Origin of the sequence: Vogesella aquatica (assembly GCF_028548455.1) — a bacterium.
Lineage (GTDB): Bacteria > Pseudomonadota > Gammaproteobacteria > Burkholderiales > Chromobacteriaceae > Vogesella > Vogesella aquatica.
The window spans coordinates 58,924-73,206 of the sequence record NZ_JAQQLF010000001.1 but is presented as its reverse complement, the minus strand read 5'-3'; the positions used below and the strand labels follow the sequence as shown (position 1 = coordinate 73,206).

11 protein-coding genes are annotated in these 14,283 nt (G+C 64.3%); 8 read left to right on the top strand and 3 right to left on the bottom strand.

Going from position 1 to position 14,283, the window contains the following annotated elements:
• Window positions 1-14: 14 nt before the first annotated feature.
• The 6 genes from PQU95_RS00345 to gap all read left to right on the top strand — a co-directional run bounded on the left by PQU95_RS00345 (window position 15) and on the right by gap (window position 8,669).
• The gene (locus PQU95_RS00345) at window positions 15-785 is read left to right on the top strand and encodes a GntR family transcriptional regulator (RefSeq protein WP_081600575.1); all 771 of its coding nucleotides are present in this window, start codon (window positions 15-17) and stop codon (window positions 783-785) included.
• 26 nt (window positions 786-811) lie between these two features.
• Window positions 812-1,903, top strand: coding sequence for an N-acetylglucosamine-6-phosphate deacetylase (gene nagA / locus PQU95_RS00340; protein WP_017507875.1), 1,092 nt, complete (start codon window positions 812-814; stop codon window positions 1,901-1,903).
• Window positions 1,896-2,906 carry an SIS domain-containing protein gene (locus PQU95_RS00335; protein ID WP_272750163.1) on the top strand — a complete coding sequence of 337 codons (1,011 nt, stop codon included), beginning with the start codon at window positions 1,896-1,898 and terminating at the stop codon, window positions 2,904-2,906. The genes nagA and PQU95_RS00335 overlap by 8 nt, the downstream gene beginning before the upstream one ends.
• 149 nt (window positions 2,907-3,055) lie before the next feature.
• Window positions 3,056-5,557 (top strand): phosphoenolpyruvate--protein phosphotransferase, encoded by a 2,502-nt coding sequence (gene ptsP, locus PQU95_RS00330; protein WP_272750162.1) that lies wholly within the window; start codon window positions 3,056-3,058, stop codon window positions 5,555-5,557.
• Window positions 5,558-5,620: 63 nt separating this feature from the next.
• Window positions 5,621-7,258, top strand: a complete 1,638-nt coding sequence (nagE, locus tag PQU95_RS00325; protein ID WP_272750161.1) for an N-acetylglucosamine-specific PTS transporter subunit IIBC — start codon at window positions 5,621-5,623, stop codon at window positions 7,256-7,258.
• A gap of 400 nt (window positions 7,259-7,658) precedes the next feature.
• Window positions 7,659-8,669, top strand: coding sequence for a type I glyceraldehyde-3-phosphate dehydrogenase (gene gap / locus PQU95_RS00320; RefSeq protein ID WP_272750160.1), 1,011 nt, complete (start codon window positions 7,659-7,661; stop codon window positions 8,667-8,669).
• A 334-nt stretch (window positions 8,670-9,003) separates the two neighbouring features.
• Here gap and PQU95_RS00315 read toward each other — a convergent pair whose 3' ends face one another.
• Together PQU95_RS00315 and PQU95_RS00310 are read right to left on the bottom strand one after the other, a co-directional pair.
• A complete protein-coding gene (locus tag PQU95_RS00315) occupies window positions 9,004-9,447 on the bottom strand; it encodes an Lrp/AsnC family transcriptional regulator (RefSeq protein ID WP_272750158.1) in 444 nt (147 codons plus the stop codon).
• A gap of 319 nt (window positions 9,448-9,766) precedes the next feature.
• Complete coding sequence (locus tag PQU95_RS00310) at window positions 9,767-10,195, bottom strand: Lrp/AsnC family transcriptional regulator (RefSeq protein ID WP_272750156.1); 429 nt, start codon at window positions 10,193-10,195, stop codon at window positions 9,767-9,769.
• Window positions 10,196-10,313: 118 nt separating this feature from the next.
• On the opposite strand from PQU95_RS00310, the gene ctlX reads away from it, so the two are divergent.
• The gene (gene ctlX / locus PQU95_RS00305) at window positions 10,314-11,279 is read left to right on the top strand and encodes a citrulline utilization hydrolase CtlX (protein WP_272750155.1); all 966 of its coding nucleotides are present in this window, start codon (window positions 10,314-10,316) and stop codon (window positions 11,277-11,279) included.
• Here ctlX and PQU95_RS00300 read toward each other — a convergent pair.
• Entirely contained in the window at window positions 11,224-13,215 is a 1,992-nt protein-coding gene (locus PQU95_RS00300) for a BCCT family transporter (RefSeq protein WP_272750154.1), read from the bottom strand. The two genes, ctlX and PQU95_RS00300, sit on opposite strands and share 56 nt — an antisense overlap.
• A 376-nt stretch (window positions 13,216-13,591) precedes the next feature.
• Here PQU95_RS00300 and phoB point away from each other — a divergent pair, with 376 nt between their 5' ends.
• Window positions 13,592-14,281, top strand: coding sequence for a phosphate regulon transcriptional regulator PhoB (gene phoB, locus PQU95_RS00295; RefSeq protein ID WP_017507884.1), 690 nt, complete (start codon window positions 13,592-13,594; stop codon window positions 14,279-14,281).
• The last annotated feature ends 2 nt before the right edge of the window (window positions 14,282-14,283 follow it).

Below are 14,283 nucleotides of genomic sequence, written 5' to 3'. Positions count from 1 at the left end.
GACAGGGTTCTACAATGGCGCCTTTGAATGACCACTTGCAGGGTAGCCATATGGATAGCCGCTGGAACGCATTAAAGCCGGAAGAGACTTCCACTACACCTTTGTACTTGCAGTTTTCACGCAAGCTGGCCGAGGCAATACACGCTGGCTGGTGGCAGGCCGATGAAGCACTGCCTTCGGAGCGCACCTTTTCCGAAGAGCTGGGTATCTCGCGTGTTACCGCACGAAAAGCGCTGGATGTATTGCTGGAGCAAGGCCTGATTCGCCGCCGCCATGGCTCGGGTACTTTTATTACCCCGCGCCTGGAGCAGCCGCTGTCGCGCCTGACGAGTTTTACCGAAATGTTGAAGATGAAGGGTTTCGAGCCTTCATCGGTGTGGTTGTCGCGTGGTATTGCCACGCCCACCCACGAAGAAGTGATCAAGCTGGGTTTGTCGCCCAATGCCCAGGTGGCACGGCTGAAACGCCAGCGCCTGGCAGACGGGGTGGTGATGGCCATCGAGCAAAGCTCGCTGCCGCTCACCTACCTGCCAGACCCGCAGGCGGTGGGCAGCTCCTTGTATGCCTACCTGGATACGATGGGCCACCCGATTGTGCGGGCACTGCAGCATATCCGTGCGGTGAATGCGAACCCGGATATTGCCGCCATTGCCGGTATCAAGCCTGGCGAAGCCATGCTGCTGATTACCCGTATCGGCTACACGGCAGATAACGTGGCCATCGAGCTGACTGACACCTGGTGTCGTAACGATTACTACGACTTTGTCGCTGAACTGAGACGATGAACGCAACACGAGTTTTGCAAGGCCGCATGCTGACCAGCGCTGGCTGGCTGGACGGCGAGCTGCAGATAGGTGACGACGGCAAGATTGCCGCCATACAAGGCAGGTTGGCCGCAGCCGGCGACGCCGAGCGCTACATCCTGCCTGGCTTTATCGACCTGCACGTCCACGGCGGCGGCGGTGTAGACATCATGGAAGCGGGCCGCGCAGCCCAGCATGTGGCCAGTACGCATGCCCGCTTTGGTACCACCTCGCTGCTGGCCACCACCATGACGGCCCCGCGCGAGGCGCTGCAAGCCGTACTGGCCGCGCTGGGCGACGCCAGCCGCAGCCGGCAGCCAGGCAGCGCACGCATTCTCGGCGTGCATCTGGAAGGCCCGTATATCAACAAGGGCAAGCTGGGTGCGCAGCCGGACAACGCGGTGGAAGCCGCGATGGCAGAAATCAACCACTACCGGTCGCTTGCCCCGATCAGCCTGGTTACCCTCGCGCCCGAAGTGGCCGGTCACATGGAAGTGATCCGCGAGCTAAGCCGGCAGGGCGTACGCGTACAGCTGGGCCACACGCTGGGCAGCTACGAAGACGGTGTGGCGGCGCTGGAAAACGGCGCCAGCGGGTTTACCCATTTATTTAACGCGATGACCGGCTTGCACCACCGCGAGCCGGGCATGGTAGGGGCGGCACTGGCTCACGCCGAGTACGCCGAGCTGATACCTGACCTGCTGCACGTGCACCCCGGTGCCATGCGCGCCGCCATGCGCGCCATCCCCCGACTGTTCTGTGTCACCGACTCCACGGCTGCGGCCGGGATGCCGGATGGCCAGTACAAGCTGGGTTCGCAGACGGTCACCAAGTGCCTGGGCGGTGTGCGCCTGGCCGACGGTACGCTGGCAGGCAGCACCCTTACCATGGATCAGGCCCTGCGCAACCTGGTAGAGATCGGCGTGCCGCTGGCCAGCGCCAGCAACCGCCTGTCGCTGTACCCCGCCGACTATCTGGGCGTACACGACCGTGGCAGGCTGGAAGAGGGCGCGTGGGCTGACATCGTGGTGATGGATTCAAACCTGCAGTTGCAACGCGTATTCCTAGAAGGAGAGTGTCTTGAGCTCGTTAATGCTTGATGAAGCCCTGTTTGCCGCCCAGGCGGTAGCCGCCCAGCATATGTATGCCGATGAAGGGCTGGCTGTCCTGGCGCGCGAACTGGCCAAAGCGCCGCCACAGTTGGCACTGACTGTAGCGCGCGGCAGCTCTGATCATGCGGCCAACTATTTCGCCTACCTGGCGATGCAGCGCACCGGCACGCCGGTGGTATCGCTGCCCATGTCGCTGCTCACGCTGCATCAAGCACCGCTCAATGTAAAAGGCCAGCTGGCCGTGGCCCTGTCGCAATCCGGCCGCAGCCCTGACCTGATCGACACCATGACCGCGCTGGGCGCTGCCGGTGCCCGCACCGTGGCGCTGGTCAACAAGCCGGATTCCCCGCTGGCTGCTGCCTGCGAATGGTCGGTACCGCTGTGTGCCGGCGAAGAAAAAAGCGTGGCCGCCACCAAAAGCTATATCGCCACCCTGTCTGCGGTAGCCCGCCTGGTGGCGCACTGGCAGCAGGACACCGCCCTGCTGGCCGCCCTGAACGACCTGCCGGATCACCTGACCGACGCCACCCGCCAGGACTGGAGCAGCGCGCTGGACGTGCTGGTGCCGGCCGAGCGCATCATGGTGGTAGGCCGTGGCCTGGGCTTTGCCGTAGCGCTGGAAGCCGCGCTGAAGTTCAAGGAAACCTGCGTGATCCAGGCCGAAGCTTTCTCCGGCGCCGAAATCAAACACGGCCCGATGGCATTGGTAGACGATGGCTACCCGCTGCTGATTTTCGCCCCGCGTGGCCCGGAACAGGCCGGCCTGGTAGCCCTGGCCGACGAAATGCGCGGCCGCGGCGCCAACGTACTGTTGGCCGCACCGGCCGACGTGGCCAGCCGCAACCTTACCCTGGCTACTGCCGGCGACGAAGCGCTGGACCCGTTGCTGGCGATCCAGAGCTTCTACCTGATGGCCGCCCGCCTGTCGGTAGCGCGTGGCCTGAACCCAGACACGCCGCGCCACCTGAAAAAAGAAACCCTTACGGTCTAAACCGTCGCTGCCGGGCGGCCGCCCGGCAGTGTTGGCAATACCCATAAAACGATCCCGATGCCGGGGCCATGACCCGCGGCACGTATCCAGCATGACTTACGCGCATGGCTGCGGGGCAGCGTGCGCGCTTTCAGAGAGAAGGAAACCCGATGTCTGCAACCGTTACCCTGCAAGCGCCGCTGTCCGGCGTGGTATTGCCGCTGTCTGCTGTACCCGACCCGGTATTTGCCGGCGGCCTGATGGGCCAGGGCCTGGCCATTGAGCCGCTGTCCTCCACGCTGCTATCGCCTTGCGATGGCCAGGTGAGCCAGGTGTCCAGTACCGGACACGCCGTGACCGTGCGTGCGGCCAACGGTGCCGAGATCCTGATGCACATCGGCATCGACACTGTAAAACTGGGTGGCAGCGGCTTTGCTACCCGCGTACAGAAGGGCGACCGCGTGCAGTGCGGCCAACCTTTGGTGGACATCGATATCGACAGCGTGGCCCGCCGTGCGCCTTCTCTCATTACCGTCGTTGTGGTCACCAACAGCGACGACATGGCTCTCTCCCTCGACGCGTCCGGACTTGTGGAAGCCGGTGCGTCGTGTTTTCTGACCGTGACGGCCCAGGGTGCCATCTCCCACCCTGGCGCCGTCCACGGCGCAGAACTGTCCGTTACCGCCATCGTGGCGCACGAAGGCGGCCTGCACGCACGCCCGTGTGCGCTGCTGCATTCGGTAGCCCGCCGTTATGAAAGCCATATCGACATCGGTTTTGCCGGGCAGCGTGCCAATGCGCGCAGCGTTGTCAGCATGATGGGCCTGGGCGTGGGCGAGAACGATACGGTTACCCTGTACGCCCAGGGTGCAGACGCCGACGCCGCGCTGGCCGCGCTGGTAGAGGCACTGCAAACGCCTACCCACGCCGGGCATGCGCCGGCCCCTGCTGCGGTAGTGGCTACCCGCGACGACGGCAAGCTGGGCGGCGTGTGCGCCGCACCCGGCCTGGCGGTCGGTACGCTGGTATTGCTGGCCGAGCAGGAGCGTGCGGTGCCGGAGCGTGGCCACGGCGTAGAGCCGGAGTTGGCCGCGCTGAACGGCGCACTGCAAAAAGTGCGCGACCGCGTGGCCGCCGACGTGGCGCAGGCCGACAAACGCGGCGCGCACGCCGAAAGCGAGATTTTTGGCGCCCACCTGGCGCTGCTGGACGACCCGGCGCTGGCGCAAGCTGCCGAGCGCTATATTCTGGATGGCCGCAGCGCCGCCTACGCCTACCGCAGCGCCATCCGCGCGCAGAGCGAGGTGTTGCTGGGCCTGGGCAATGCCCTGTTGGCCGAGCGCGTGGCCGACCTGAAAGACCTGGAACGCCGCGTGCTGGACGTGCTGCTGGGCGGCGAAGAAGCGGCGCCCGAGCTGCCGGCGCAGGCCATCGTGGTAGCCGACGACCTCACCCCGTCGCAGCTGACCCGCCTGCCGCGCGAACAGCTGGCCGGCGTAGTGCTGGCGCGTGGCGGCGCCACCAACCACGTGGCCATCCTGTGCCGTGCGCTGGCTATCCCCGCGCTGGTAGCGTGCGGCCCGGCCGCGCTGGCGCTGGCCGCCGGTGGCGAGGCGCTGCTGAACGCTGGCGAAGGCTGGCTGGACGCCGATGCGGATGCCGCCGCGCTGGCCGCCGCGCGCCAGGACATTGCCCAGCGCGAACAGCGCCGCCGCATGCTGCGCGAGCAGTCCGCCGGCCAGGCGCGTACCCGCGACGGCCTGGCCATCGAGGTAGCGGCCAACATTGCCAACGCTGCCGAGGCGCGCGACGCGGTGCTGAACGGCGCCGATGGCGTGGGCCTGCTGCGTACCGAATTCCTCTTCATCGACCGTCACGACGCCCCTAGCGAAGACGAACAGCGCGCAGCCTGCCAGGACGTGCTGGATGCGCTGCAAGGCCGCAGTGCCATCATCCGCACGCTGGATGCCGGTGGCGACAAGGACGTGCCCTACCTGCCATTGCCTGCCGAGGACAACCCGGCGCTGGGCCTGCGCGGCATCCGTACCGGCTTTGCCATGCCGGCGGTGCTGGACGCGCAGCTGCGCGCACTGCTGCAAGTGAAGCCGCTGTCGCGCCTGCGCATCCTGCTGCCCATGGTGGCCGACGTGGCCGACCTGCTGCGCGTGCGCCAGCGCCTGGACGAGCTGGCCGCCGAGCTGGGCGTGACCGAGCGCCCGCAGCTGGGCGTGATGATCGAAGTGCCGTCGGCCGCCTTGCTGGCCGACCAGCTGGCCGAGCACGCCGATTTTCTGTCCATCGGCACCAATGACCTTACCCAGTACACGCTGGCGATGGACCGCTGCCACCCGGCGCTGGCCGCCAGGCTGGATGCACTGCACCCGTCGCTGTTGCGCCTGATCGCGCTGACTGTGCACGGCGCCGCCAAACACGGCAAGTGGGTAGGGGTGTGCGGCGCGCTGGCGTCCGACCCGCAAGCCACGCCGGTGCTGGTAGGCCTGGGCGTGACCGAGCTGTCGGTCAGCCCGCAGCTGGTACCGGAAATCAAGGACACCGTGCGCCGCCTGGATAGCACGGCTTGCCAGCAGCTGGCGCTGGACCTGCAGTCGCTGAATTCGGCACAACAAGTGCGGGCGCGGTTACAAGCCGACGCCGCGGCCTTGCTGCGCTGACCTGGTCAGGCCGCCGCATCCTCCCACCTGGCGGCCTGCATTAAAACGAAGAGGAGAAACACAGTGAGTACTTCAAGCAAGTTCGCCGGCGTACAGCAGCTGGGCCGTGCCCTGATGCTGCCTATCGCCGTCCTGCCAGTGGCAGGCCTGCTACTGCGCCTGGGTCAGCCCGACCTGATGGGCATTCCGGTCATGGCGCAGGCCGGGGATGCCATTTTCGGCAACCTGGCACTGCTGTTTGCCATCGGGGTCGCCGTGGGTTTTGCCAAGGATAACAACGGTGCTTCCGGCCTGGCCGGCGCCATCGGTTACCTGGTGCTGACCGCCGTCCTGAAAGTGATCGACGCCAAGATCAATATGGGCGTACTGGCCGGCATTACCGCCGGTATCAGCGCCGGCCTGCTGTATAACCGCTACAAGGACATCGCGCTGCCGTCCTACCTGGCCTTCTTTGGCGGCCGCCGCTTCGTGCCTATCGTTACCGGCTTTGCCATGCTGCTGGCCGGCGTGGTGCTGGGCTATATCTGGCCGCCTATCCAGCAGGGTATCGACGCGGTAGGCCACTGGGTGATTGGCGCGGGCGAGTTCGGCCTGTTCGTATACGGCGTGCTCAACCGTATCCTGATCGTGACCGGCCTGCACCACATCATCAACACCTTTGCCTGGTTCCAGCTGGGTGACTTTACCGACGCCGCCGGCAAGGTGGTGCACGGTGACCTGACCCGCTTCTTTGCCGGCGACAAGACCGCAGGCATGTTCATGTCCGGTTTCTTCCCGGTAATGATGTTCGGCCTGCCGGCGGCCTGCCTGGCCATGTACCGCGCTGCGCGCCCGGAAAACAAGGCTGCCGTGGGTGGCGTGCTGCTGTCCATGGGCCTGACCGCCGCGCTGACCGGCGTGACCGAGCCGGTAGAGTTTGCCTTCATGTTCCTGGCCCCGGCGCTGTACGCCATCCACGCGGTGCTCACCGGCATCTCGATGGCGCTGATGCACACCCTGGGCGTGAAGCTGGGCTTTGGCTTCTCCGCTGGCCTGTTCGACTACGTGCTGAACTTTGGTATCGCGCAGAAACCGCTGCTGCTGATCCCCATCGGCCTGGCGTACTTTGCCGTGTACTACGTGCTGTTCACCTTCTTCATCAAGAAATTCAACCTGATGACCATGGGCCGCGAAGAAGTGGCCGCCGGTAGCAGCGCGGCGGCCAGCCTGGGTGGCAAAGGCAGCGACCGTGCGCGTGGTTTCATCGGCGCGCTGGGCGGTGCGGCCAACCTGAAAAGCGTAGACGCCTGCACCACCCGCCTGCGCCTGCAGGTGGTCAGCAATGACGCCGTAGACGAAGCCGCACTGAAAGCGCTGGGTTCGCGCGGCATGATCAAACCTGCCGCCGGTAGCGTGCAAGTGGTACTGGGCCCCGAGGCCGAGCTGGTAGCCGACGAAATCCGCGCTGCGCTGGCCAACCCGCAAGCCGCCGCCGCCGATAGCGGTGCGCTGAAAGACGCGCTGGGCGGTGCGGCCAACATCCGCACCGTGGAAGTGGTCGCCGGTAGCCGCCTGCGCGTAGAGCTGGCCGACGCCAGCCGCGTGAACGAAGGCAGCCTGAAGGCACTGGGCGTGAGCGGCATCATGGCCATGCCCGGCAACCTGGTACACCTGGTAGTCGAGGGTGGCGACCCCGCTGCCCTGGCCAGCCAGCTGCAATAAGCAGGGCGGTTTCACCCCGCTGCCCGGTGTATTTGCCAGGTAGCGGGAGCTAAGACAAGGCTTGCGCGTGTCGTTTGGCGGCACACGCAGGCAGTGGTAAGCCTGGGTAAGCTGACCTGTGGCTTTGCTCTCCTTCCACCCCGGCCGAGCCGGGGTGTTTTTTTGCGCTATAGTGGAATCGATTCCACTTCGATTTGTGCGGTAACCGACGCGCCAGCATCTGGCAAGCCATGTTGGCCGCAAGCACCGGGCAGCACGGCCGGGCAAGGCAAAAAGTGTTGGTAGTACGCACACTACATAACTGTAAGGGATTGAGTACAAGCCCGATTGGGACAAGGATGTACCCATAGCAAGCGTGCAGCTGGCACGCAGGATTCACCCGATAATCAGGAGACACAATATGGCACTGAAACTCGCCATCAACGGGTATGGCCGCATCGGCCGCATGGTATTGCGCGCCTGGCAAGAACGTTTTGCCGATAAAGATATTGAAATCGTTGCCATCAACGATCTGGGCAACCCGGAACTGCACGCCCACCTGACCAAATACGACTCCATCCACGGCCCTTTCCCTGGCACCGTGGCACTGGAAGGCGACAAGCTGGTGATCAACGGCAAGCCTATCCAGCTGCTGTCGGTACGTAACCCGGCCGAGCTGCCATGGGGCGACATGGGCGTGGACATCGTGCTGGAATGTACCGGCATCTTCACCAAACGCGACAAGGCGGGCCTGCACCTGCAAGCTGGTGCCAAGAAGGTGCTGATCTCTGCCCCGGCAGACGACGCTGACGCCACCATCGTGTACGGCGTAAACCACGACACCCTGCGCGCCGACATGAGCATCGTGTCCAACGCCAGCTGCACCACCAACTGCCTGGCCCCGCTGGTGAAACCGCTGAACGACGCCATCGGCGTGGCGCACGGCCTGATGACCACCGTGCACTCCTACACCAATGACCAGGTGCTGCTGGACACCGAGCACAGCGACCTGCGCCGTGCCCGTTCCGCCGCGCTATCGATGATTCCGACCAAGACCGGCGCTGCCGCTGCCGTCGGCCTGGTGCTGCCGCAACTGAAAGGCAAGCTGGATGGCTTTGCCGTGCGCGTGCCCACCGCTAACGTATCGCTGGTTGACCTCACCTTTACCGCGCAGCGTGACACCACCGTGGCCGAAGTGAACGAACTGGTCAGCGCTGCGGCCAACGGCCCGCTCAAAGGCGTGCTGGCGGTGAATACCCTGCCGCTGGTGTCGATCGACTTCATGCACAACCCGGCATCCAGCGTGTTCGATGCCACCCTGACCCGGGTGATCGAAGGCCGTCAGGTGAAAGTGCTGTCGTGGTACGACAATGAATGGGGTTTCTCCAACCGTATGCTGGATACCGCCCAGGCCTGGGTGGCTGCTAAGTAAGTGCCGGCTGCGGTCTGCTAGCGCGCCGATGTTGGCCGCAATGCAGACCGCAGGCTTGTACTGAAGGCCGCGGCGGCATGGCCCGTCGCACCGATTGCCCGGTACCCGTGTGGAGACGGTTACCTTGTTCTTTAGGTGTATTCTGTTGCTTCTTTGTGCATAGTTCCGGCCTGCCCCTGCAAGGGCAGGCTGTTTTTTTTGCCTGCTGCGCCGCCAGGCCAGGCGTGTTGATCTGCATCAGGTAAGGCGCCGCTACATCGCGGTGGTGCATGTAGTGCGGGCACTACGCACGGGTGGGCGGTGTGTCGGGCGTGCCAGATGGAGCGCGGGCGGGCTAGTCTTCTTCTGGTAGCGGCGGCAGGCGGTGGCTGACCGGGGTGTCGATCACCATCGAGGTTTTGGTATCGCCGTACTGCATCAGGCGGGCGATCAGCGCCTGCAGCGTGCCCATGCTGTCCACCGCTACGCGGATCATCAGCCCGCTGCTGCCGGTGATGGAATCGCAGTGCACGATTTCCGGCATGGCCTTGAGCAGCTCCAGCACCGTGTAGTACTCCTGGTTTTTTACCGTCAGCTCGATCAGGCATTGTATCGGGCAGCCCAGCGCTTCCGGGCGGATGATTGCGCGATAGCCGGCTATCACGCCCGATCGTTCCAGCTTTTCCACGCGGTCGGCAACGGCCGGTGCGGACAGGTTCACCCGGCGGGCCAGCTCGGCAAAGCTCAGGCGGCCGTTTTCGTGCAGCGCAGCGATAATCTTGCGGTCAAACTTGTCCATTTTTCGATTCGAAGGTCAAAGTGGCGTAAATACATTGTATACAAAGTTATGACGGCTTATAAGCTTCGAATGTCTATTAATAAGCCCGGTTAACCCCCGTACAATTCGCCCCGTGTTGAAGCCGCCGGGTCCGCGCCCGAGGCTTTGACTTCTGGATCCGTTATGAGGGTGCCTGAGCAATCGGCATCTTTGGAACTGTTCTGGTGATCTCTTTGTCCCTGGTCTTAAGTGTTCTTGGCCCCCATGTGTGGCCGGGAACCGACCCTTAGTGGCCTGTCCCCAACCGGACAGGCCTTTTTTTTGCGCATTTTTTTGCGGCTTACACCTTGTGGGTGGACAGCAGCAGGCTGGTTTCGCTGGCGGTAATGCCCGGAATCAGGCGGATGCGGCCCAGTACACGGTCAAACTGCTCCAGCGAGTCGGCGCGCAGCTCGGTGACGATATCCCAGCGCCCGTTGGTGGAGTGCAGCGCGTACACGTGCGGCTCGCCACGTAAGGCCTGCAGTACGCCGGGGGTTTTGTTGCCCTCTACCGCAATGCCCATCCAGGCGCGGATGCGGTGGGCCTCGGCTTGCGGTTTCAGCCGCACGGTATAGCCGATGATGATGCCGGCTTGTTCCAGCTTGCTGATGTGCTTTTGTACGGTGGTACGTGATACGCGTAGCCGTGTGGCCAGCTCGGTGACCGGGGTGCGGGCGTTGTCACGCAGCAGGGCAATGAGCTGCAGGTCGGTGTCGTCAAGTTGCATAGTGCTGGCCCAGATTATCAATATGTGCAGTCTAGCGATAAAACTGCACAGGGTGCCAACTACAAAGTGGCCGCCACCACCGCCACAATTTCTCCTGCCACCCCACCCAGGAGAAACCATGTCGCAGCCCGCCTCGCACGTTTTGATGGTGCGCCCCGCCCGTTTTCATGCCAACCCGCAGACCCGTGCCAGCAACCATTTCCAGCGGCCTGCGGCCAACGCGGGTGCCAGCGTCACACTGGCCGCCCAGCGCGAGTTTGACGGCTACGTCGCAGCCTTGCAGCACGCCGGGGTGCGCGTGCAGGTGTTCCGCCAGCCAGCGGGGCTGGATACGCCGGATGCCGTGTTTCCCAATAACTGGTTTTCTACCCACACCGACGGCACGCTGGTGTTGTACCCGATGGCGGCGGCCAACCGCAGGCTGGAGCGCCGCGCCGATATCGTGGCCTGGCTACAGCAGCAGTTTGCCGTGCGCGAGTTGCTGGACCTCAGCCCGCACGAGCAGCAGGGCCAGTATCTGGAAGGGACGGGTGCGATTGTGTTCGACCACGCGGCACGGCGAGCCTGGCTGTGCCGTTCCGGCCGCAGCCAGCCGGTGTTGCTGGCGCCGCTGGCGGCCAGGCTGGGCTACCAGATGCAGGTGTTTGACGCGGTGGATGCCGCTGGCCGTGCCATTTATCACAGCAATGTGATGATGGCCATCGGCCCGCGCTTTGCGGTGGTGTGTCTGCCGGCGATTCGCGATGTCGGCGAGCGCCAGCGGGTGCAGGCGCAGCTGCGGCGCGACGGCAAGCAGGTAATCAGCATCAGCCTGGCGCAGATGGCCAGCTTCTGCGGCAATATCCTTGCCCTGCGCAGTGTGGACGGCGGTGCGGTAATCGCGATGTCCAGCCGCGCCTGGGCGGCCTTCAGTGTGCAGCAGCAGGCGATGTTGGCCGCGCACGGGCGCATCGTGCACGCCCCGCTGGATACCATTGAAAGCCATGGCGGCGGCGGGGCGCGCTGCATGGTAGCCGAGCTGTATTTGCCTAGTGCCCCGGCGCACTGCTCAGCAGCTGGCCACGCTGTTGCAGCTGCAGGCTGAGGTAGCGTTCGTATTGCTTGAGCACGTCGGCAATGATCTCGCTCTGGCGCAGATAGCGGATATCGTAGCCTTCGCGGCCATCGGCAAAGCCGGTTTGTGCCAGGTACTGCATATCGGCATCGCTGCGGCTGGCCGGCAGGAACGCCGGCAGCGGCTTGCCGTGGCACTGCACGCTGTAGACAAAGTCGCGCTGCCCTGGCTGGTCTATGCGCAGGGTAACCGCGCCATCCGCCCCCCGGCTGACCTGGGCGGCCACGCCGTTGTCGCGCAGCTCGGCCGCAACGGTATCCAGCGCCGGGCTGACTTCGGTATCAATAAAGTGCTGCACGTTGGCCGCATCCGGGCGCTGTACCAGCTGGCGCAAGCGTTGCTGCCAGTGGTGGCCGCTCCAGAACTGCGTGGCCGGTGCCGGCTGCTGCGCCTGGTGGCACTGGTCGGACTGCAGGCCGCGCCACAGGCTGTAGCACAGCAGCAGCATGATGGCGGTGAAAGGCAGGGCGCTGAGCAGGGTCATGGCTTGCAGCGCTTTCAGGCCGCCCGCGCTCAGGAGCGCAGCCGCGGTGGCGCCCAGCAGTACCGCCCAGAACAGGCGCTGCCATAGCGGCGAGTGCGCCGCCCCCACGCTGGCAATGCTGTCCAGCACCATGGCGCCGGAGTCGGCCGAGGTCACGAAGAACACGGCAATCAGCAGAATGGCCACCGCGCTGGTGAGCTGCGTCAGCGGCAGGTAATCAAAGAAGCGGAACAGCAGGCTGTCTACGTTGGCCGCGGTGGCGCCCAGTGCGCCGCCGGCCACGTGCAGGTCCAGCCAGATGGCGCTGTTACCGAATACCGTCATCCACAGCAGGTTGAACAGCGTCGGGGCCAGCAGCACGCCCACAATAAATTCACGGATGGTGCGCCCGCGCGAAATGCGCGCAATGAACAGGCCGACAAACGGCGACCACGACACCCACCACGCCCAGTACAGCAGCGTCCAGCCGCCCAGCCAGTCTTGCTGTGCCTGTGTACCGTAGCTGAAGGTACGGAAGGTCATGGCCACCAGGCCGGAAAAATAGCTGCCCAGGTTGTCGCTAAAGGCCAGCAGCAGGTACACGGTAGGGCCGGCCAGCAGCACAAACAGCAGCAAGGCCAGCGCCAGGCTCAGGTTGAGCTCGCTCAGGCGGCGCACGCCTTTATCCAGGCCGGTGGCGGCCGATAGCCCGGCCAGACCCATCACCACGGCAATCAGCCCCAGCTTGAAGCCGATACCGCTGCTGTCGATACCCGCTACCTGCTGCAGGCCGGCGGCCAGCTGCATCACGCCGTAACCCAGCGTGGTGGCGATGCCAAAGACAGTGGAAACCAGCGCGAACACGTCCACGGCATGGCCCCACGGCCCGTGGATACGCTCGCCCAGTATCGGGTACAGCCCGGCCCGCAAGCTCAGCGGTAGCTGGTAGCGAAAGCCGAAGTAGGCCAGCACCAGCCCCACCACGCCATAAATGGCCCAGGCGTGCAGGCCCCAGTGGTGGAAAGTCAGGTTCATGGCTTGCTGCGCGGCTGCTTGCGGGTTGGCCGCAGCCAGCGGCGGGCTCAGGTAATGTTGCAGCGGCTCGCCTACGCCAAAGTACATCAGGCCTATGCCCATGCCGGCGGCAAACAGCATGGCCAGCCACGACGTCATGCTGAAGGCAGGCTGCGCATCGTCCGGCCCCAGTTTGATGTCGCCGTAGCGGCTGGCGGCAATGCCCAGCAGGCTGATCAGGAATACCGCAACCGCCAGAATGTAAAACCAGCCGAATTGCTGGCTGATAGCGCGCTGGGCACCACCGAGCAAGCTTTCGGCAGAGGCGGGCGCGAGCGTGGCCCACGCCAGGATGGTGGCAATCAGCAGCAGGCCAGGCAAGAACACAGGCCAGACTAAGGTGGTACGGAAGGTACGGACGGACTCCATGCTTTCCCTTTCATGTATCGAAGGTGGCAGGCGTTCCGGGGCAGGGGCGTGAGGGGTGCCAGGTGCGGCGCGGCAGGCGGGGTAAGCAAAGGTTGGCCGCAGCAAGCTGGCCCGAAACAGATTAAGACGAGTATAACCGAAAATACTTTTGTCTCAAAATAAAATACAAATGCAATAACCGGTAACAAAGCGCTATGGCCGCCAGAAAACGCAAAATGCTTGTACACTGCGGGCGGTATTTTTGGCATAAGTCACCTGCTACGCGACAACGCGGCACTATTTTGGCTTTGTTTATCGAAAGCCGCGTGAAGTGTCACATTTCTGTAACCGCTTTTTTCTATCCTTGCCATAATCGTACATGGAAGGATTCCGCCACATGCCCGCCAATATTCTGCTTGTAGAAGACGAACCAGCGATCCAAGAGCTGATCGCGTTCAATCTGGTCCAGGCCGGACACCATGTGCTGCGTGCCAGCACCGCCGAAGTGGCGCTGACCCTGGTGAAAAATGCCCTGCCGGACCTGGTGCTGCTGGACTGGATGCTGCCCGGCGCATCCGGCGTGGAAATCGCGCGCAAGCTGCGCGCCGACGAACGCACGCGCCAGATCCCCATCATCATGCTGACCGCCCGCTCTGAAGAGCAGGACAAGGTACAAGGCCTGGAAGCCGGCGCCGACGACTACATCACCAAGCCGTTTTCCCCGCGCGAGCTGCTGGCGCGCATCAAGGCCGTGCTGCGCCGCCGCGCCCCGCAAATGACCGACGACGCGGTAGAAGTGAAAGGCCTGCGTCTGGACCCGGTTACCCACCGCGTACAAGGCAACGGCGAAACCGTGGACCTGGGGCCAACCGAATTCCGTCTGCTGCATTTCTTCATGACCCACGCCGAGCGCGTGCACTCGCGTACCCAGCTGCTGGACCAGGTGTGGGGCGACCACGTCTTTGTGGAAGAGCGCACCGTAGACGTGCACATCCGCCGCCTGCGCAGCGCACTGGAACCTACCGGCCACGACGGCCTGATCCAGACCGTGCGCGGTACCGGCTACCGTTTCTCGGCCCAGGGGTAGGT

Excerpts from the sequence above, each read along its gene's own strand:
- PQU95_RS00345 (WP_081600575.1), top strand. The coding sequence starts at position 15 with ATGGCGCCTTTGAATGACCACTTGCAGGGTAGCCATATGGATAGCCGC.
- nagA (WP_017507875.1), top strand. The coding sequence starts at position 812 with ATGCTGACCAGCGCTGGCTGGCTGGACGGCGAGCTGCAGATAGGTGAC.
- PQU95_RS00335 (WP_272750163.1), top strand. The coding sequence starts at position 1,896 with ATGCTTGATGAAGCCCTGTTTGCCGCCCAGGCGGTAGCCGCCCAGCAT.
- ptsP (WP_272750162.1), top strand. The coding sequence starts at position 3,056 with ATGTCTGCAACCGTTACCCTGCAAGCGCCGCTGTCCGGCGTGGTATTG.
- gap (WP_272750160.1), top strand. The coding sequence starts at position 7,659 with ATGGCACTGAAACTCGCCATCAACGGGTATGGCCGCATCGGCCGCATG.
- PQU95_RS00315 (WP_272750158.1), bottom strand. The coding sequence starts at position 9,447 with ATGGACAAGTTTGACCGCAAGATTATCGCTGCGCTGCACGAAAACGGC.
- PQU95_RS00310 (WP_272750156.1), bottom strand. The coding sequence starts at position 10,195 with ATGCAACTTGACGACACCGACCTGCAGCTCATTGCCCTGCTGCGTGAC.
- ctlX (WP_272750155.1), top strand. The coding sequence starts at position 10,314 with ATGTCGCAGCCCGCCTCGCACGTTTTGATGGTGCGCCCCGCCCGTTTT.
- PQU95_RS00300 (WP_272750154.1), bottom strand. The coding sequence starts at position 13,215 with ATGGAGTCCGTCCGTACCTTCCGTACCACCTTAGTCTGGCCTGTGTTC.
- phoB (WP_017507884.1), top strand. The coding sequence starts at position 13,592 with ATGCCCGCCAATATTCTGCTTGTAGAAGACGAACCAGCGATCCAAGAG.